The organism is Burkholderia sp. LA-2-3-30-S1-D2 (assembly GCF_001523915.2).
GTDB lineage: Bacteria > Pseudomonadota > Gammaproteobacteria > Burkholderiales > Burkholderiaceae > Burkholderia > Burkholderia diffusa.
This window is the reverse complement of the sequence record NZ_CP013385.1, coordinates 15,245-34,593: the sequence shown is the minus strand read 5'-3', so window position 1 is coordinate 34,593 and position 19,349 is coordinate 15,245. Positions and strand designations below refer to the sequence as shown.

Genomic DNA, 19,349 nt, shown 5'->3' with positions numbered 1-19,349 from the left:
TTCGCGTATCCGGGCGGAACCGAACAGCAACAAAGGATCCAGCTGTTTGGCGACTGGATTGCGGACGAACGCGCGTGGAGCTGCGTCAAGCCGCCAGCCCCGCCGACGCGGCCGACGCGGCCGACGACAACACCGGCACTTCCGGATTGAACCGCGTCATGCAGTTCAGATCGAGCGCGCGAATCTGCTCGGTCATGAAGTCGACGAAGATCCGGATGCGCGTCGGAAGGTGTTGCCGGCTCAGATAGCAGATGTAGTGACCGCGATCCTCCGGCACGTGCTTCGCCAGCGCGACGACGAGTTCGTTCGACGCGAGATGGTCGCGGATCTGGTAGCCCGCCATCTGCGCGATGCCCGATCCGTTCAGCACCGAGCGCAACACCAGATCCGCGTCGTTGAACGTGAGGCGCGACGTCGGCAGGTACTTCTGCACGCGGCCGTCCACGTTGAACTCCCATTCGAACAGGCGCCCGCTCGCAAACCGGAAATTGATGCACTCGTGCCGGTCGAGGTCCTCGACGCTCTGCGGGAGACCGTGCCTCGCCACATACGACGGCGCCGCGCAGAGCGCCATCTGCATCGGAATCAGTTGCCGGGCGATGATGCTGGAGTCCTCGATGCGGCCGTTACGGAACGACACGTCGATCCGCTCGGACACCAGATCGACGGGCCGGTCGTCGAGCAGCAGATCGATGATGATGTCCGGATAGGCGTGCGCGAACTTTTCCAGCAGCGGCGCCACGATCTTCCTGCCGAATCCCACTGCCGAGCTGATGCGGATGAGGCCGCGCGGCGGCCCCTGCCGCAATTCCAGCATGTCGTTCATGGCTTCGACGATCTGCGCCACGCCCTGGTGGCAATTCTCGAAGAAGCGCCGGCCCTCGCAAGTCAGCTCGGTCGTGCGCGTGGTCCGCTGGAACAGCCGCGTGCTCAGTTGGGCCTCCAGCTTCTGGACGTTCCGGCTCACGGCCGGCCGCCCGACGCCGAGCAGTTCGGCGGCCTTGGTGAAACTCCCCTCGCTCGCCACGGCAACGAATGCAAGGATGCCTGCATAGCTCGCACCGAAGCTCGCCGACAGTGCATCGGCGCGACTGGCCAGGTCGCGACGCGCGCCGTGTTCCGATGGTTCCGAATGATTCATTTCCGCTGCCCCCACACGTGCTGCTCACACGGATCGACTCGTCGCCGGCATGCGCCGGCGTATCGCATACGTGCGAACGTGAATCAGCTTCTTGCCAGCCACTGGTCGAGACCGATGCGGCCCAGCCGCGCGTCCCCGAGCGGCACCAGCGACGTTTCCTCGACGCGGCCGCCGTAGTAGCGGGCGTCGCGATCGGTCACCACCGCGCGCGTGTCGCCGACCGACTTCAGGTAGCGCGCGACGATCTCCGCAAACGGCGCGCGATCCGGACCCGCGATCTCGATCGTGCCGTTCTGCGGCCCGGCGAGCGCGGCCTGCGCGACGAGTGCCGACACGTCTTCCGCGGCGATCGGCTGGAACAGTCCGTCGCCGATGCGCACGGTGCCGTCAACCGTGCCGAAATCCGCGATGCCGCCGATGAATTCCATGAATTGCGTCGCGCGCACGATCGTGTACGGTACGCCCGCCGCCTCGATCGCCTGCTCCTGCGCGACCTTGGCCGCGAAATAGCCGTTCTCCGGCATCCGGTCGCAACCGACGATCGACAGCGCGACGTGATGGCGCACGCCCGCGGCCACTTCGGCCTTGCCGAGATTGCGTGCCGACGTGCGGAAGAAGTCCAGGACCGCCTGCGGTTCCCATGACGGTGCGTTCGCCACGTCCACGACCACGTCCGCGTCCGTCAATGCGTCGGTCAGGCCCTCGCCCGTGATGGTATTGACACCGGTGCGCGGCGATGCGGCAACCGCCCGATGGCCCGCTTCCTCGAGCAGCGTGACGACACGCGAGCCGATCAGGCCCGAACCGCCGATGACAACGATCTTCATCGCAAAATCTCCTGACGAATGGATTGCATGTGAATGCGAGGGGACATGACGGGTGCCGGATCCGGTGAAGGCGGTGATGACCGTCGCATCGCGTGGAGCAATTGTGGAAGAATCATGTCCTATCCATCAGTGCCAAGAATCGTCGATCGGACTGGTCCATGCCGTGTCTGTTCCGTTACCCACGAGGCCGTCATGTCTGCGCAATCCTCCATGCTGACCATCGAAATCGACCGGCAGCATCAGTTGCCGATCTATCTGCAGATCTGTGAGCGGTTCAGAACCGCGATCGCCGCGGGCCACCTGCGTCCGGGCGATCGCGTGCCGGCGTTACGCGGTCTGGCGACGCAATTGAACACGGCGCGCGGCACCGTCGAACAGGCTTACACGATCCTGGTCGACGAGGGATATCTGCAAATGCGCGGCGCGGCAGGCACGTTCGTCTCGCCGTCCTTGCCGAAATCGCTGCTGCGGGCGACCCCCGCGCATGACGACGAATCGGCGGCGCACGTCGACAGCGCCGACGTGCTTCAGGTACCGGGCATGTCGCGCGACAGCCCGCCTCCGCGGCGCGCGCAACCGATCGCCGTCGCGATGAGCGGCGAGCCGCGCCCGTTGCAGCCCGGGGTCCCTGCCCTCGACGCCTTTCCGCGCAAGGTCTGGCACCGCCTCGTGTCGCTGCGCGCGCGCAGCGGGGATCGTGCGCTGCTGGGCTACCCGAATCCGGCCGGTTACAGGCCGCTGCGCGAACACATCGCCACCTATCTGGGGCTGTCGCGCGGCGTCACCTGCGTGCCGGAACAGGTGTTCATCACCAGCGGCTACCGCGCCACGCTGGAACTCGTGCTGCGCAGCCTCGCGCGTCCGAACGACCGCGTCTGGTTCGAGGACCCCGGCTATCTGCTCGCACGCAGTTTCCTCTCCGAGACGGGCGTGCACCTCGTCCCGGTGCCGGTGGATGCCGAGGGAATCGACGTCGAGCGCGGCCTGCAGCTGGACGCGCACGCGCGCTTCGCGCTCGTGACGCCGTCGCATCAGAGCCCGCTCGGGCATACGCTGTCGCTGTCCCGCCGCATCGCGCTGCTGGACTGGGCCGAAAAGACGTCCGGGTGGATCGTCGAGGACGACTACGACAGCGAGTTCCGCTATCTGGGCCGCCCGCTGCAGGCGCTGAAGAGTCTCGACCGGCGCGATCGCGTGATCTATTGCAGTACCTTCAGCAAGGCGATGTATCCCGGCTTGCGGCTCGCGTACGCAGTCGTGCCGGAGCGTGCGGTGGAGCGTGTCGAACGCGTGGCCTGCAGCATGAACGCAGGCTCGCCGGCGCTCCTGCAGGCGGCCCTGGCGGATTTCATCGAACAGGGTCACTTCGCCCGGCACCTGAAGCGCATGCGCACGCTGTATGGCGAGCGCCGCACGCTGATCGTGCACGCATTGCGGCAGGCGTTCGGCAAGCGGCTGATCGTCGACCTGCCGCCTGGCGGCATCCAGTTCGCGGTGCGGTTCACGGCGGGACCCGAGGGGCCGGTCGACGATGTCACCGTCGCCGCGCGCGCCCGCGAAGCCGGGCTCGCGGTCCTGCCGCTGTCGATCTGGTACACGAACAGCCACACGCAGCAAACGCCACGCGGCCTCATCATCGGGTTCGCGAACATCGCCGACGCGGACGAAGCGCAACGTCACGCACGAGCGCTGCGCGTGTGCCTGGGCCGCTGACGCGCGGCGTGCACCAATCGCGTGCGGCCTTGCGTGCCGGCAACCGCTGCCGCCGGGCGCCTGATTGAAATTCGTGCCGCGTTCCCGATTGGTGTCCAACGGGAAACATACAATCGCCCGGAACGGCCATACCGCCATCCCGCGCGCGCCTCTAGCATGGAAGCGTCTTTCTCCCGTAGACGAACCGGGAATCGGGCTGCACCGGAAGATTGCCGCATTCCTCGGACGATCCTCCGTGCCCGTCATTCCTTGACGACGCTACTTGCCCCGGCGTTCCGGCCCCTTCGCAAGACGTTTCGACGATCGAATGACCGAGGTCGAAGCGTGTCGCTGAATTCGAGCACGCATCATGGATGACAACAAGCTGCAAGCCCCGCCGCTTTCCCTCCTCGACAGGTATCGAGGCCGGGATTTTCAACCGCTTTACACCACGACCGTCACCGTGTCCGGTGGCGAGACGGGACACGGCCGCGCATCCGGCGTCGTCCGCTCGGACGACGGAAATCTCGCCGTCGACTTGCGCCTGCCCACCGAGTTTGGCGGGCCCGGCAACGGGACCAATCCGGAGCAGTTGTTCGCGGCCGGCTTCGCCGCGTGCTTCCACGGCGCGCTCAATCTGCTCGAGAAACGCGCCGATATGGATACCCCCGATACCGCCGTGGAAGTGCAGGTTTCATTCGGCCGCGATCCCATGGACGGCGGCTATGCGTTGCTCATCGACGTTCGGGTGCGGATGCCGGGCGTCGATCGAAACGTCGCGGAAGAAATGGTTCGAACCGCGGAACGCTTGTGCCCATATGCGAAGATGGCCCGGCAAGGCACCGTCAATATCGTGACCGTCGTCGACTGACCCGGCGCCTTTCGCGCCGCGACAGCGCGTCGTCCGCCGACGGCGTTCGTTGCCGCAGCGGCATGCCCCCCGCCGCGCATCTCGCGACGCGCGCGCGGGGGGCGATCGGTCAATCGAACGACGCCTGCGGGTTACCGGCCGCCAGTGCCTCGGCACGATTCGGTGCCGGCGGATAGATCCATTGCGTGTTGATCATCTGCTTGCGCGCCTTTCCTTCGGCATGCGTCAGTTTGATCTGCCGATCCCAGCCTTCCGAGTACACGGCGCCCCAATCGCCCAGGTCGACGCATGTCGCATAGAACGGCTGCCGGTATTCCAGTGTCGGCACGCCGATCAGATCCGCCGCGACGTTGTGCCCGCCGAATTGCCCCATCACGATCGCGTGCTGGCACGACATCAATGCATAGTGCCCGTCATCGTCGCTGCGCGCCCGCGCCACGTCTCCCGCGACGAACACGTGCGGCGCTTCCGCCGCGCGAAGATCCGGTGTGACCTCGACGCGCCCGAGCGGATCCAGGTGCGACGAGACTTGCGACGTCAGCGGGCTCGCAAGCATTCCGCCCGCCCAGATCACGGTCATCGCCTCGATGTGCATGCCCGACGCGGTACGAACGCCGTCGGCCGCGACCGACACGACGCGCGATCCGAGCACGGCCTCGACGCCGAGCGACGCGAATGCTTCGGCGACATACGGCCGAGGATTCGGGCCGAGATCGGGACCGATGTCGTCCTGCGCGCCGATCACGACGACACGCCCTTTCGTCTGCGGGCCGAACCACTCGCGCAAGCGCTTGGGCAACTCGGTGGCAACCTCGATACCCGTAAAGCCGCAACCGACCACCGCGACCGTATTGCGTGCCGGCGATTCCGGCAGTTTCGCGAGCGCCGCGAAGTGGTCGTCGAGCGCGACGGCGTCCTCGATACGATCGACCGAAAACGCGTGTTCCGCGAGCCCTGGCACCGGCGGCTTGCCCAACCTGCTGCCGCTGGTCAACAACAGCCTGTCATACGCGAGCAGACGTCGCTGGCCGTTGGCGCACGCGACACTGACCGTCTTCTCGCGGACGGAAATCTCCTCGACGCTGCCTTCGAGAAACTTCACGCCGACCGCATCGAGCAGCGGCAGCAACGGTGTGGCCATCCGCTGCGGCTCGCTTTCGTACAGCCGCGGCCGGATCTGCAGTTCCGGTTTCGGGGAGATCAACGTGATCTCGACGTCGCCGCTCGTCACACCGGCACCATCCAGCACGCGCGCCGCGCCCAGTGCGCCCCACACGCCGGCAAAACCGGCACCCACTATCAGGATCTTCTGCGACATGATCATTGCCCTCGGTTGATGTCGATGGCGGCAACTCGCCGCGCGAAGTCATCCTAGGTCGACACGGCATTGCGCAGTAGATCCGCAGTCGTGCTCACGATGTTGCCGCTTCGGCACCAATCCATCACACGCCGCACTGATCGATCGCGGGCATGATGTCGACGAACGATCGCACGCGACTCGAACGCCGTCTTCGTCACCCACCTGACTCAACGATGAGGCAAATAAAATGCACATGGGGAAATCGTACAAACTGTCGGAGTTCCTGATCTGGACGCGCTGGAAAATTTACGAACTGCTCGTTTTCGGTTCCGTTCCGGTTGTCCTGTACAAGTTTTTCTCCGTTACGTGGCTGTCGATCCCCCTGACGATCGTGGTTCTGCTCGGAACTGCGACGTCGTTCATCGTCGGCTTCAAGAACGTTCAAACCTACAACCGCGCAATGGACGCGCTGGACATCTGGACGGATATCCTGAGCACGAGCTGGCGCTGGGGCCAATTCGTCCGCGACTTCGTCACCGATGACGAGATCGCCCGAACACTCGTCGATCGCCACCTGGCGTGGCTGACCGCGCTCCGCTACGACCTGCGCCGCCCGCGCATCTGGGAAAGCACGAACAAACGCTACAACGCGGAGTACCGCCGGTTCTATCGTGTTCCGGAGTGGGAAAAGGACATCAGCGAATTGTTGCCGAAGTACCTCTCCTCGACCGAAACGGGACAGTCGCTCTCCTCGGCTTGCATCGCAACGTTCGTGCTGAGCCTGCAGGGCACTTCGCTCCGGACGCTTCACATGGCCGGGCATCTGAATTCGAACTTTTACATGGAGCTGCAGAAAACCGTCGGCGATTTCATCGACCTCCAGGCAAGATCGGAACGCTTCAAGAACTTTCCCTACCCGCGTCAGTATGCGACCGTCAGCTCCCTGTTCGTCCGGTTCTTCTGCCTGTCGCTTCCGTTCGGTCTTCTGAACGAATTCAACCGGTTGAACGATAGCGTCAGCGGTTTCATGCACGGCAACATGGTCTGGCTGGTCGTGCCGTGCAGCGTCGCCGTTTCCTGGATGTACACCTCGCTCGAGCAGGTTGGCGAAAGCACGGAGAACCCGTTCGAAGGCGGCGCCAACGACGTGCCCATTTCAACGCTGTGCAGCACGATCGAGCGCGATCTGAAAGCGATGCTCGGCGAACATGCGCGCGATCCGTCGAGCCGCACCATCATCGCGCTGTAGCGCGTCACACGTCTTTCGTTTCGCCATCCTCCGTTCGTCGATTGTTGTCGCCGAGACAACATGATGAGGTCCGTCGCGACGCTACTGCCGCACGAGCACATCGCCTACGCTTGGCGATGACGGTGGCCGTGCATGCATGCCCGATCCCATCCGGGAAACGGACACGACACCGCAAGTGCAACGTGCGACCCGCGCGGCCGTCTGCGCCGCGTCGCGTCGTCGCGCGTCATTGGCCGCGGCAGCCAAGGCTGTTGCCATGGGTGTGACCCAGCACCTCATCAACCGAGGAACGATCCGTGACAGAAGAAGACATCCGCAGCAACGCATTCGCGATGCCCGTGCACAACCCGGCGTATCCGCGTCCGCCCTTCCGCTTCGTCAATCGGGAGTATTTCATCATCTCGTACGAGACGGACATGGACGCCCTCCGGGCCGTCGTCCCGGAACCTCTGACGGTCGACCGGGCCGTTGTCCATTACGAGTTCATCCGGATGCCCGATTCGTCTGGATTCGGTGACTACACCGAAAGTGGTCAGGTGATCTCCGTTCTGGACGAGGACGGCACGCGAGCCAATTTCACGCATGCGATGTACCTCGACGACGAAGGCCCCATCGCCGCCGGACGGGAAATCTGGGGATTTCCCAAGAAACTGGCGTCGCCGCGGCTCTGCGTCGACGGCAAGGACACGCTGCTCGGCACGCTCGACTACGGCACGCAGCGCATCGCCACCGGAACGATGGGTTACAAGTACCGCGCGCTCGACACGGAAGCCGAGCGCCGCAAGCTCGCCGGCACGCCCAACTATCTGCTCAAGGTCATTCCGCACGTCGACGGCACCGCGCGCATTTGCGAACTGGTGCGCTTCTTCCTGCGCGATGTCGACGTGATCGGCGCATGGGAGGGGCCTGCCGCGCTCGAACTGCATCCGCATGCGCTCGCGTCGGTTGCCGACCTGCCGGTTCGCAAGGTGATCGGCGCGCGCCACGTCATCGCACATCTCACGCTCGATATCGGCGAAGTGGCCCATGACTACCTCGCCCCCGCCGCGTCGCTGAAGCTCGCGGTCAACCAGTAAACCTCCGGAGGACGTATGGCACTGAATGACAAGGTCGCGCTCGTGACGGGCGCGGCAAGCGGTATCGGCGATCTGTGCGCACGCAAGCTAGCAGCGGACGGCGCCACGGTCGTGATCGCCGATCTGAACCTCGCGGCCGCGCGCAAGGTTGCGGACGATATCGTCGCGAGCGGAGGGAAGGCATTGGCGATCGCGATGGACGTCACCAGCGAGGAAGCCGTCGATGCCGGCATGGCCGAAACGGTGAAGCGGCTGGGCGGAATCGACGTGCTCGTGTCGAACGCCGGCATCCAGATCGTCAACCGGATCGAGGACTACGCATTTTCCGACTGGAAGAAGATGCTGGCCATTCACCTGGACGGTGCATTCCTGACGACGCGTGCCGTCATCAGGCACATGTACGCGTCGAACAAGGGCGGCACGGTGATCTACATGGGCTCGGTGCATTCGCACGAGGCCTCGCCGCTGAAGTCCGCCTACGTGACCGCGAAGCACGGGCTCCTCGGTCTCGCGCGCGTCGTCGCGAAGGAAGGCGGGCCGCGCGGCGTACGCGCCAATGTCGTGTGCCCGGGCTTCGTCAGGACGCCGCTGGTCGACAAGCAGATTCCGGAGCAGGCGAAAGCGCTGGGCATCTCCGAACAGCAGGTCGTCAAGGACGTGATGTTGAGAGAGACCGTCGACGGCGAATTCACGTCGGCGGCCGATGTCGCGCACACGGTTGCGTTCCTGGCCGGCTTCGAGTCGAACGCGCTCACCGGACAATCGATCGTCGTCAGCCACGGCTGGTTCATGCAGTAAGGAGGACACCATGTATTCGAACCAGCGTAACACGCTGAAGCAGCCCCATCGCATCAAGCTGCCCGCGTATGACGAAATCGGACTCGTGCTGCAGGGTGGCGGCGCACTCGGCTCCTATCAGGCCGGCGTGTACGAAGGCATGGCCGAAGTCGGCGTGGAGCCGACGCGAATCGCCGGCATATCGATCGGCGCGCTGAATACGGCGATCATCGCCGGCAATGCGCCGGCGGACCGCACGGACGCGCTCCGCGGCTTCTGGAACACCATCAGTCAGCCGGGCGATCCGCTCGCTCACGTCGGCGCGTGCATGTCGGCGTGGCCCGGGCTTGCCGACGTGGGGCGCAGGTGGTCGAGCGCATGGGCTGCCACGCGAACGCTGATGGAAGGTCAGAACGGATTCTTCTCGCCGCGCACGCACGTGCCTTTCGCCGGATTCGGCGCAAAGCGTCCCGATCGGGTCAGCTACTACGACACGTCGGCGTTGCGTGAAACGCTCCTGCGGTACGCCAACTTCGACCGCATCAACGACGGAAACATTCGTGTATCCGTCGGAGCGGTCAATGTGCGAACGGGCAATCTCGTCTATTTCGACAATACGAAAATGCGCCTGGCGCCGGAGCATTTCATCGCGTCCGGCGCGCTGCCGCCGGGCTTTCCGGCCGTCGAGATCGATGGCGAGTTCTACTGGGACGGTGGCCTCGTTTCCAATACGCCGCTCACCGAGATCATCCGCGAAAGCCAGCACAAGGACACGCTCGTCTTCCAGCTCGATCTGTGGAGCTCGCGCGGCAAGTTGCCGGGCAACTTCCTCGATGTCAGCGAACGCACCAAGGACATTCAGTATTCGAGCCGCACGCGCGCGATCACCGCGTTCATGTCGCAGAACCAGAAACATGCGCAGATGATCAAGGCGCTGCTCGAACACATTCCGGAACACGTGCGGCTTGCCCACCCGCTGCTGCGGGAAGCTCAGAAAACGGCGGATGGCAGTGCCGTGAACGTGGTGCACCTGATCTACAAGAACAAGACGTTCGAGGGGCACTACAAGGACTATGAGTTCAGCAAGGACACGATGCGCGAGCATTGGGCGAGCGGTCTCGAGGATATTCGCCGTTCGTTCGGACACCCGGAGTGGTTCGAGATTCCGAGCCGGGAAATCGGCTTCGTCACGCGGGACGTGCACCGCTATCGGCACGACGTGGACGAAGCCGGCAGCCTCGGCAAGCATGCTTCTCCCGCGGAACAACTGCCGCCCGAGAAGGAATCGTCCGTCGCCGGGTGACCCGTATCGACGCCAGCCGCGGGTGAGCCGGGCGGTCGGCCGCGTGCCGGCGACGCGTGACCGGCGGCCCGCCTGCTCTGTTCCCGACTCGCGGTACCGCCCTTGCAGGACCGCTTCAGGCGGAGCCATGACCGATCGTCGAGATCGCCCATGCGCCTGCCTCAAGGAGAGCACCATGATGTCGCATGAAATGATCGCGCGGTACGGCACGTTGATCGTATTCCTGAACGTTCTAGGGTCGTCGCTCGGCCTGCCGCTGCCTGCCATTCCGACCCTGGTCACGGTAGGCGCAGGCATCGCGCTCGTGACCCATGTCGCGTCGTCGACGCTGCTGCATTTCTCGACGATACTGGCCGCCGCCGTGGTTGGCGGCCTGCTCGGCGACCTGGTCTGGTACCAGGGTGGAAAACGGTACGGCAAGCGCACGCTTCACACCGTCTGCAAACTGACACCGTCGCGCGACGCGTGCGTCAGGACGACGGAGCGCTTCTTCGGGCGTTGGGGCGTTCGCGTGCTCGTGATCGCGCGGTTCGTACCCGGCCTGTCACTCGTGGCCGTTCCGCTATGCGGCGCGATGGCCGTCAGGTTGCGCGCCTTTATCTTGCATGACTGCGTCGGCATTGCGCTGTGGGCGTCGATCGGTCTGTCCGTCGGCACACTGTTCGCCTCGCAGATCGACGCGGTCTTCGCCCTCGTCACTCGTCTTGGCTGGCATGTGCTCATCGTGATCGGCATCGCACCGGCGTTGTATCTTCCGTATCGCCACTGCCGCCGACGGATGCTGGCAAGCGCCCTCGGAAAAGCGCGGATCAGCGCGGGTGAACTGCATGCGTTGCTCGCGAGCAATCCGCGGCCGGCCGTGATCGATATCCGTTCCGCCGAGCGAAGAATGCTCGATCCGTTCGTTATCCCGGGCGCGGTGATCGGCGATGAACGCAAGCCGCGCCAGATCATGGAGCGCTACGGCACGAACCGGACGCTCGTCATCTATTGTGCGTGCCCGCACGAAACGTCTGCCGTGTCGGTGGCCAGGCAGTTGCGCCTGTCCGGTGTCAAGCTCGCGTTACCGCTCACGGGCGGTATCGATGCATGGCGCGTCGCGGGCTTCGACGTGGAACCGATGGTCGCGATGAACGACGCGGCAATCACCCCGGAAGAGCGGAAAGCCTTCACGTATTGACGCCGTGGCGCGCCCGGGTTCCCGGGCAGCGCGGTATCGCACCGTTGGCGGCCTGTCGGGCCGCCGATTATCCTGGCGACAGACAACACCTCCATGGCGCCTCCATCGGCGCACGCAGCGAGTGCCGGACCTCGGCATCGCGACCCACGCTAGCCGGGTTTCACGCCTCTTCTTGGTCATATCGTCGGCGGACCTGACACCCTCTCCCGACCACAGTTGCGCCATGCGGCGACTGCGCCGCTTGTCTCGAACCCGGGGCAAGACGATCTGTCGATCGCGTAACGGATAAAGCGTTCCTTCCGCCGTTGCGCGCCTGGCGGGCACATTCCCCGACCCAGACAGTGGGATCGGCGTAACGGACGTTCGACGTCAGCACGCTTGGTACGCCATCCGGCGCGTTTCCGTGATGACGAAGGCACTGGTTGGCCCCGGACGGCTTGATCAGTTCGACGAAGCGTTTGACGCAAGGTGTGGCCGCTTCCTGCAACGACCCGCCCGGTCCGCCGAATGCGACCGCATGGTGTCCATCATTCTGACGGACACCATGCCGACATCGATCCTCAAGGGTTTGGCGCATCCCGGCTCGGCGGCGTGCGAGCGATCGCCACCGCGCGACGCCAGCGGCCTCGTTCAGTGGCCGCCTGCCGCGATCCCGCCGCCGCTGCCCTTGCCCGGCCGGGTGAGCCAGACCAGCGGAATGATCACGATGAAGATGATCGACGACAACCAGAAGATGTCGTTCAGCGCGAGCATCGCAGCCTGTGCATTCAGCGTGCGTTCGAAAAACGCCGACGCCTGATCGACGCCCCCGCCGAGCGTCGCCTGGAGCTGCGTGACGGCACTCGTGTAAGCGGGGTTGTTCACGCTCGATTGCTCGGCGAGCCGCGCATGATGCAGGATCGTCCGGTCGTTCCATCCGGTCGCGATCAGCGAGGTGCCGACACCGCCCGCGAACACACGCACGAAATTCGACAGCCCGGCGGCGGCCGGAATCCGGTCGGGCGCGAGGCCCGACAGAATGATCGCGGTAAGCGGCGTGAAAAAGAGCGCCATCGGAATACCCTGCAACAGGGTCGGCAGCACCAGCGTGTAGGGGTCGACGCCCGTCGTGTAACGCGAGCGCATGAAGAACACGCCCGCGAAACCCACGAAGGCCAGCGTCGCGAGCACCCGCGCGTCGGACTTCGGCATGATCTTCGCCATCAACGGTGCGAGCAGCACGGCGAAGATCCCGAGCGGCGCCGTCACGAGTCCGGCGTCCACCGATCGATAGCCGAGATAGCCCTGAATCCATTGCGGCAGGATCACGAGGTTCGAGAAGAATACCGCGTATGCGACCGAGATCGCGATCGTGCCGCCGCGGAAGTTGCGCACCGCGAACAGGCGAATGTCCACGATCGGGTTGCGCGCCGTGAACTCCCAGATCAGGAAGAACAGGAAGCTGACGGCCGCAATCACGGCAAGCGAGCAGATCACGGGCGAGCTGAACCAGTCGAGATCCTTGCCCTTGTCGAGCATGATCTGCAGCGTCGCGACCCATACGACCAGCGACATCAGGCCGACTTTGTCGATGGGCAGCTTGCGCACCTGCGTCTCACGGTCGCGATAGATCATCCACGTCACGCCGGCCGCGAACAGGCCGACCGGAATGTTGATGTAGAAGATCCACGACCAGCTGTAGCTGTCGGTGATCCAGCCGCCCAGCGCGGGACCGGCGATCGGGCCGACCGTCGCGGTCATCGACCAGAGCGCGAGCGCGGTCGAGCTCTTCTCCTTCGAATACGAACCCAGCAGGATCGCCTGCGAAAGCGGAATCAGCGGCCCCGCGACGGCGCCCTGCAATACGCGCGCGGCGAGCAGCACGAGCAGGTTCGGCGCGATGCCGCACAGCCACGACGAGAACACGAACAGCACGATCGCGGCCACGAACAACCTGATCTGCCCGACGCGCTGCGTGAGCCATCCGGTCAGCGGAATCGCGACGGCATTGGCCGCCGAGAACAGCGTGATCACCCACGTGCCTTCGTCGACGGATACGCCGAGGTTTCCGGAGATGGTCGGAATCGCCACGTTGGCGATCGACGAATCGAGCACGTTCATGAACGTCGCGAGCGCGACGGCGAGCGTCGCCAGCACCAGCTTTCCGCCCGTCAGCGGCGGCGGCGCGGGTTGAGTCGAGGAATTCATCTTGCTCACACTCCGAAGGTCGACCGCGCCGGCGCATCGTTCCGGCCAGTCGGATGATTGAATCGACCGGAACGCGACTGCAACGCGCATCCGGGTCGACGGTTCAACTCGCGCGCCGCGTCGTGTCGCGCGGGTCCTTTGCATCGCGCGTGGCGGAAGCCGTCGGCTCGCCGCCACGCGCCGTCGTACCCGCACGCCCGATGACGATGTTGCGCGCGATGATCTTCTCGATCTCGGCGTCTGCCTGTGCGCCGTATTCGGCAAACACGTCCGTGCGATATGACGTGTTCGTCGCCGCGCCGAGCTGCGGGCCCGTGTCGTCGCGCGTATCCACGTCGACGTCCATCGACAGTCCGATACGCAGCGGATGCGCGTCGAGTTCCTTCGGGTCGAGCTGGATGCGCGCGGGCAGGCGCTGAACGATCTTGATCCAGTTACCTGTCGCGTTCTGCGCGGGCAGGCTCGCGAATGCGCTGCCCGTGCCCGCCGAGAAGCCGACCACGCGGCCGTGATACCTGACCTTTCCGCCGTACACGTCGGCCGTCAGCGTGACGGGTTGACCGATGCGCATGTTGCGCAACTGGCTTTCCTTGTAGTTCGCGTCGACCCACACGCCGTCGAGCGGCACGATCGCCATCAATGGCATGCCGGGCGACACGCGCTGGCCGACCTGAACCGAGCGCTTCGCGACATAGCCGGTGACGGGCGCGGGCAGCACGTTGCGCGCGTACGCCAGATACGCGTCGCGCACCTTCGACGCGGCCGCCTGCACGTTCGGGTGCTGGTCGATCGTCGTGCCGTCCGTCAATGCGCGGTTGGCCTCCGCCTGTCGACGCGCGGCGTCGAGCGCCGCCCGCGCGGCCGCCACGGTGTCGCGCGCGTGCGCGATGTCCTCGGCCGACACGGCGCCCGTATCGGCGACGGCCACGCGACGACGCAGGTCCTCCTGGGCTCGCACGAGATCGGACTGCTTCTGCGCGACGTTCGCGGCATACAGATCGTCGTTCACGTAGAGACTGCTCACTTGCCGCACGGTCTGACCCAGCGCCGCTTCGGCGTTGCCGAGCGCGACTTTCGCATCGGCGGCGTCAAGCGTGACGACGGGTTCCCCCGCCTTCACGATCTGCGTATCGTCGGCGTTCACGGCAACGACGGTACCCGCCACCTGCGGCGTCAGCTGCACGAGATTGCCGCTGACGTACGCATCGTCGGTGGATTCGTGGTAGCGCGCGAACGTCAGGTAGTACGCGGTGTAGGCAACCGACGCCGCCACGACCGTCACGCCGAGCAGCGCCAGCAGCAGCCGGCGGCGGCGCGTCGCGTCTTCGCTTGCGACATCGTCGCCTCCCGACGGCGACGTATCACGATTCACGCGGGGTGCGTCGACCGGCTTGCGTACCGGCGGATTGATTTCGCTCATTTCAATTCTCCAGGCAGATTCGATGGATCGCCGCTCAGCGCGCGGCGACAGCGGGCACGGCCGATACGCGCGCATCGGCATGTGCCGCGGTGCCCGCGCCTGCGAATGACGTGTCGACGAAGCCACCGCCCAGCGCGGACGCGAGCGCAATCTGACGATCGCGGCGGTCCATGCGCAGATTCGCGACGCGCTGATCGGCGGAAAGTGCGTTGACGTCGGCGTTCAACACGGTCAATTGATTCGTGAGACCAGCCTTGTACTGCACGAGCGCCAGCGCGGCCGCCTTCAGCGCGGCTTGCTGCGCGGTCAGCGCATCGACCAGCTGTGCGTCCGTCGAACGCACGTCGGCGACTTGCGTCGCGACTTCGCTCAGCGCGGTGACGAGCGCCTGGTTATAGGTCGCGACGGCGAGATCGAAGTCCGCATAGCGCCCCTTCAGTTGCGCACGGAGTGCGCCAGCGTCGAAGATCGGCAGGTGGATGGCCGGTCCGACCGACGCGGTGCGGCTCGCCGCCGTCAGGAAACGGCCGAAGCCGAACGCATCGAGTCCGATCGCGGCGCTCAGGTTGATGTCCGGATAGAACTCGGCCTTCGCTTCCTTCACGCCGTGCGCGAGCGCATCGACACGCCATCGGGCAGCCACGATGTCGGGGCGCCGGCTCACGAGATCCGCAGGCAGATTGTCGGGCAGGCGTACCTCGTTGCCGGTGCCGAGCGTCGGTCGCGCGATCCCCAGGCCGCGATCGGGACCGGCGCCGACCAGCGCGGCAATCTGGTAGCGCGCCGCGAGGATCCGGCCGTCGAGCGATTTCAGCAACGCACGGCTGGTCGCGAGATTCGCACGGGCGGTCTCTCGCTCGACCTGCGTATCGAGCCCGGTCGCGATTCGGGCCGCGGCGATGCGATCGATCTGCTCGCGCCGGGCGATCTCCCGCTGCGCGATGTCGTGCAACAGGAACAGGCGTGCAAATTCGTTGTAGGTACGCGCGATCGCGGTCGTGAGCGTCAGCCTGACCGCTTCCGCGTCGGCGCGGCTCGCCTGCAGATCGGACACCGACTCGCGCAGCGCCTCGCGTTTCTTGCCCCAGAGGTCGAGCTCGTACGAAGCGCCCAGGATGCCGCGGTTCTCCGTCTGCCATGACCCGCCGTACGGCGGCGGCACGAGCGCCGTTCCGGAAAACTGCTGACGCGTGAGCGCGTAGCTGGCGTCGACGCGCGGCATCGTCCCCGCTCGCGCGGATTCGCTGTAGGCCTGCGCGGCCGCCACGCGTGCACGCGCCTGATCGAGCGTCGGGCTGCTGTTGAGTGCCTCGTCGATCAAGGACTTCAACTGGCCGTCACCGAACTGATCGGCCCAATCCGCGGTCGGCCAATGTCCTTGCTCGAACGGCAGGCTCCATTGCGTTGCGTAATGCTGTGGATCGGTCATCGCCGCATCGCCGTGAATGCCGGCGTAGTTCGCGCATGCCGACAACGCCGATGCGACGATCACCGGCACGCCGGCTCGGGACACGCGCGATCCATACCGCCGCGCGGTCGAAAGCATGGTCGTCGCGCGTCCCTTCACGAGCGCGATCATTGTCCGGATGCCGATCCATGGATTCAGCAAGCCGCGGCGTACCTGCCCGCTGTGACCGACACCGCACACGCACCAGCTGCAGAAGTGCTCGCAGTTGTTCGTCAGGAGCCGATAGTGGTCCTCGCCGAGGCGCGACCAGGCCCGCTCGACGACAGCGATTCCGGTATAGATGGCGTCCGGATCCGCCTGAACACGGATGCCGTTTCCCGCCGCGAAGCGACGCAACGGGATGCATTCCACCGGACACCGCCTCGCGGAACGATCGAAGCCACCGTAGTGAACAACCAGGCCGTCTCCCACGTAGATGCCGTGATGCACATACCCGTCGCGCTCGCTGACGAGATGCGCGCCAGCGTCGATGCTGGGTTCCGTACGAATCGGTACGTGCGAAAGCGTCGGCCAATCGATATTCAAAGTGTCCATCGCGAGCCTCCGATTGCGTAGGTGTGCCGCATGTCGCGTCACCGATGGGTTGCCTGCATGCGCGAACCGAAGATCGGCCCGCATTCCCGTGCCGTCATACTAGGATCCGCACTCACGCGCAGGTAGACCCGCATCGGAACACTTTCCCGTTCCTCATCGGCACCAATCGGCTGCGTCCCCGCGGTCGTGGAACGCTCGATGCGAGCGACATCCGCCGCTCTCGCCGCATTGGTGCGAAGCGGGAAACACCATGCATCCCTGAACGATCTGGTCCGACGATCCGTCTTTGCCTAGCATGCAAGAGCGCTGGGGCCATCGTTCGGATGGCGGTCGTGGGGAACGGCCTGCAGGCAAGCGTTGCACCATTGCGCCGATTCGCTTCGGGAAACGACGCGCCGCGCCGATCCGCAGGGCTCGGAACACTCGCGCCGATCAATACAAGCAACCGGGAGGAATATGGAGAACGAGAGGTTGCAACCTCCGCCGCTGACGCTGCTCGACAAATACCGCGGACGAGAATTCGCGGCGCTCTACACGACCACGGTCACCGTATCCGGCGGCCAGTCCGGTCATGGCCGTGCATCGGGCGTCGCACGATCCGACGACGGCTGTCTCGCCCTCGACCTGCGATTGCCGACCGAACTCGGCGGCCCGGGCGGCGGGACCAACCCCGAACAACTTCTCGCTGCCGGCTACGCCGCGTGCTTTCACGGCGCGCTGAGCCTGCTCGCGCAACGCGACCGGATCGACATCCGGGAAGCGACCGTCGCTGTCGAAGTGACGTTCGGTCGCGATCCGGTCGATGGCGGATATGCGCTGACCGCCAACGTCACCATCCGCATGCCGGGCGTGAACCGGCATGTCGCGGAGCGTCTCGTCCGGGACACGGAGCGCCTGTGCCCCTATTCGAAGATGGCGCGACAGGGAATCTGCAATGTCGTCGCCGTGTCGACGTGATTGGTGCCGAAGCGGCAACAGAGTGCGCACGTTCCCGGTTCTACCGGCCCGCTGGACCCGCTATTACGATGGTTGACAGGCAGGTCGTGCGATGCATCGCCATGCGCACGGCCACTCGTGCCACTTTCACCAATCAGGAGAACGGATCATGACGCAACGTATCAATTATTTTCAGCAATCGCCGGATCTGACCAGGAAACTCGTCGAACTCGACGGGTTGCTTCAGAAGACGACGATCGAGGTTCCGGTGCGCGAGCTCGTCGAGATTCGCGCGTCGCAGCTCAACGGCTGCGCGTTCTGTGTCGACATGCACATCAAGATGGCGAAGATCCATGGCGAGCGTGAACTGCGCGTGCATCACGTCGCGATCTGGCGCGAGTCGCCGCTGTTTTCGCCGCGCGAGCGCGCCGCGCTCGAATGGACCGAGGCACTGACGCATCTCTCGTCGCATGGCGTGCCGGACGATCTCTACGAACGCGTGCGGGCCCATTATTCCGAGAAGGAACTGTCGGATCTCACCGTCCTCGTGGGTGCGATCAACTGCTGGAACCGGCTGAACGTCGCGTTTCGCGTCGTGCCCGGCTCGTTCGACAAGATGTTCGGGCTCGACAAGGCCAACCTGGAGTAACGACATGAAACGCATCGTGCTCGCACTTGCACCGCTTGCGCTGTCGCTGCTGATGCCCGTTCAGCCGGTCGCCGCCGCACCGCAAGCCAAGGTCACGCAACTGACAACTGAACCGTTGCCCGAGTATCCGGGCAAGGAAGTCGAGATGATCGTCGTGGATTATCCGCCAGGCAGCGTCGACCCGATCCATCGCCACGACGCACACGCATTCGTCTATGTGCTCGACGGCAGCATCGTGATGGGCCTGAACGGCGGCAAGACGGTCACGCTCCATGCCGGCGACACGTTCCACGAAGGCCCGGAGGACGTGCACACGGTCGGACGAAACGCCAGCAGCACGAAGCCGGCAAAATTCGTCGTGTTCCTGATCAAGAACAAGGGCGCCCCCATCTCACGCCAGTGAAATAGCGGGACCGTCGTCGAGGCCCGGCAGCGCCGGGCCCGCCCCGAACGTTCGACCTGCCGGAGGCGCGCTCAGGCGCACCGGACGAAATTGGGCGACGCCCGAGCGTGGCGTCCGTGTGGCACCCGTTCGGCGTGCCCCGTCTCGACGATCGCCGCCCTCGGTTGATCGCCGGGTATACTCCCCGCCAGTATCCGCATATACTCCCCCCCAGTTTGATGCCAGCGCGTGAGAGCCAGCATGCGGCCGGAGCACGGATGCGGGCTCCCGCATCCGCGCGTTGCGATGAAAGGCAGATCGATTCTTCAGCGGATTGCAGCCGTGCATGGCGCGCTC

The 19,349-nt window shown here is 65.2% G+C and carries 15 protein-coding genes and 1 pseudogene; 10 read left to right on the top strand and 6 right to left on the bottom strand.

All coding sequences use genetic code 11. From position 1 onward, the window contains the following. Positions 1-85 precede the first annotated feature (85 nt). Together WS66_RS29220 and WS66_RS29215 are read right to left on the bottom strand one after the other, a co-directional pair. Positions 86-1,141, bottom strand: a complete 1,056-nt coding sequence (locus WS66_RS29220) for a LysR family transcriptional regulator (protein ID WP_059606221.1) — start codon at positions 1,139-1,141, stop codon at positions 86-88. Positions 1,142-1,224: 83 nt separating this feature from the next. Beyond that, positions 1,225-1,968, bottom strand: coding sequence for an SDR family oxidoreductase (locus WS66_RS29215; protein ID WP_059606219.1), 744 nt, complete (start codon positions 1,966-1,968; stop codon positions 1,225-1,227). 192 nt (positions 1,969-2,160) lie between these two features. Between WS66_RS29215 and pdxR the strand changes: the two genes are divergently transcribed. Together pdxR and WS66_RS29205 are read left to right on the top strand one after the other, a co-directional pair. After that, complete coding sequence (pdxR, locus tag WS66_RS29210) at positions 2,161-3,681, top strand: MocR-like pyridoxine biosynthesis transcription factor PdxR (protein ID WP_059606217.1); 1,521 nt, start codon at positions 2,161-2,163, stop codon at positions 3,679-3,681. A 349-nt stretch (positions 3,682-4,030) separates the two neighbouring features. Continuing rightward, on the top strand, positions 4,031-4,531 hold the full coding sequence (locus tag WS66_RS29205) for an Ohr family peroxiredoxin (RefSeq protein ID WP_059606215.1): 501 nt from the start codon (positions 4,031-4,033) through the stop codon (positions 4,529-4,531). 109 nt (positions 4,532-4,640) lie between these two features. On the opposite strand, the gene WS66_RS29200 is transcribed toward WS66_RS29205, so the two are convergent. Further along, a complete protein-coding gene (locus WS66_RS29200) occupies positions 4,641-5,849 on the bottom strand; it encodes an NAD(P)/FAD-dependent oxidoreductase (protein WP_059606355.1) in 1,209 nt (402 codons plus the stop codon). 229 nt (positions 5,850-6,078) lie between these two features. On the opposite strand from WS66_RS29200, the gene WS66_RS29195 reads away from it, so the two are divergent. The 5 genes from WS66_RS29195 (at position 6,079) to WS66_RS29175 (ending at position 11,416) form a co-directional block, all read left to right on the top strand. Then, on the top strand, positions 6,079-7,080 hold the full coding sequence (locus tag WS66_RS29195; protein WP_059606213.1) for a bestrophin family protein: 1,002 nt from the start codon (positions 6,079-6,081) through the stop codon (positions 7,078-7,080). A gap of 296 nt (positions 7,081-7,376) precedes the next feature. After that, entirely contained in the window at positions 7,377-8,156 is a 780-nt protein-coding gene (locus WS66_RS29190; RefSeq protein ID WP_082729030.1) for an acetoacetate decarboxylase, read from the top strand. 15 nt (positions 8,157-8,171) lie between these two features. Next, a complete protein-coding gene (locus tag WS66_RS29185; protein WP_059606211.1) occupies positions 8,172-8,954 on the top strand; it encodes a 3-hydroxybutyrate dehydrogenase in 783 nt (260 codons plus the stop codon). 10 nt (positions 8,955-8,964) lie between these two features. Beyond that, the gene (locus tag WS66_RS29180; RefSeq protein ID WP_059606209.1) at positions 8,965-10,236 is read left to right on the top strand and encodes a DUF3734 domain-containing protein; all 1,272 of its coding nucleotides are present in this window, start codon (positions 8,965-8,967) and stop codon (positions 10,234-10,236) included. 127 nt (positions 10,237-10,363) lie between these two features. Beyond that, on the top strand, positions 10,364-11,416 hold the full coding sequence (locus WS66_RS29175; protein WP_236873001.1) for a VTT domain-containing protein: 1,053 nt from the start codon (positions 10,364-10,366) through the stop codon (positions 11,414-11,416). A gap of 630 nt (positions 11,417-12,046) precedes the next feature. Here WS66_RS29175 and WS66_RS29170 read toward each other — a convergent pair. From WS66_RS29170 to WS66_RS29160, 3 genes are all read right to left on the bottom strand, one after another. Next, positions 12,047-13,603, bottom strand: a complete 1,557-nt coding sequence (locus WS66_RS29170; RefSeq protein ID WP_059606346.1) for a DHA2 family efflux MFS transporter permease subunit — start codon at positions 13,601-13,603, stop codon at positions 12,047-12,049. Positions 13,604-13,706: 103 nt separating this feature from the next. After that, positions 13,707-15,023, bottom strand: coding sequence for an HlyD family secretion protein (locus WS66_RS29165; RefSeq protein WP_059606207.1), 1,317 nt, complete (start codon positions 15,021-15,023; stop codon positions 13,707-13,709). 34 nt (positions 15,024-15,057) lie between these two features. Next, positions 15,058-17,025: an efflux transporter outer membrane subunit gene (locus tag WS66_RS29160; protein ID WP_082729028.1), complete on the bottom strand. Its 1,968-nt coding sequence runs from the start codon at positions 17,023-17,025 to the stop codon at positions 15,058-15,060. Positions 17,026-17,481: 456 nt separating this feature from the next. Between WS66_RS29160 and WS66_RS29155 the strand changes: the two genes are divergently transcribed. The 3 genes and pseudogenes from WS66_RS29155 to WS66_RS29145 all read left to right on the top strand — a co-directional run bounded on the left by WS66_RS29155 (position 17,482) and on the right by WS66_RS29145 (position 19,018). Continuing rightward, positions 17,482-17,982, top strand: coding sequence for an Ohr family peroxiredoxin (locus WS66_RS29155; RefSeq protein WP_059606204.1), 501 nt, complete (start codon positions 17,482-17,484; stop codon positions 17,980-17,982). A 148-nt stretch (positions 17,983-18,130) separates the two neighbouring features. After that, entirely contained in the window at positions 18,131-18,610 is a 480-nt protein-coding gene (locus WS66_RS29150) for a carboxymuconolactone decarboxylase family protein (RefSeq protein ID WP_059606201.1), read from the top strand. A gap of 4 nt (positions 18,611-18,614) precedes the next feature. After that, positions 18,615-19,018, top strand: a pseudogene (locus WS66_RS29145) (cupin domain-containing protein). The last annotated feature ends 331 nt before the right edge of the window (positions 19,019-19,349 follow it).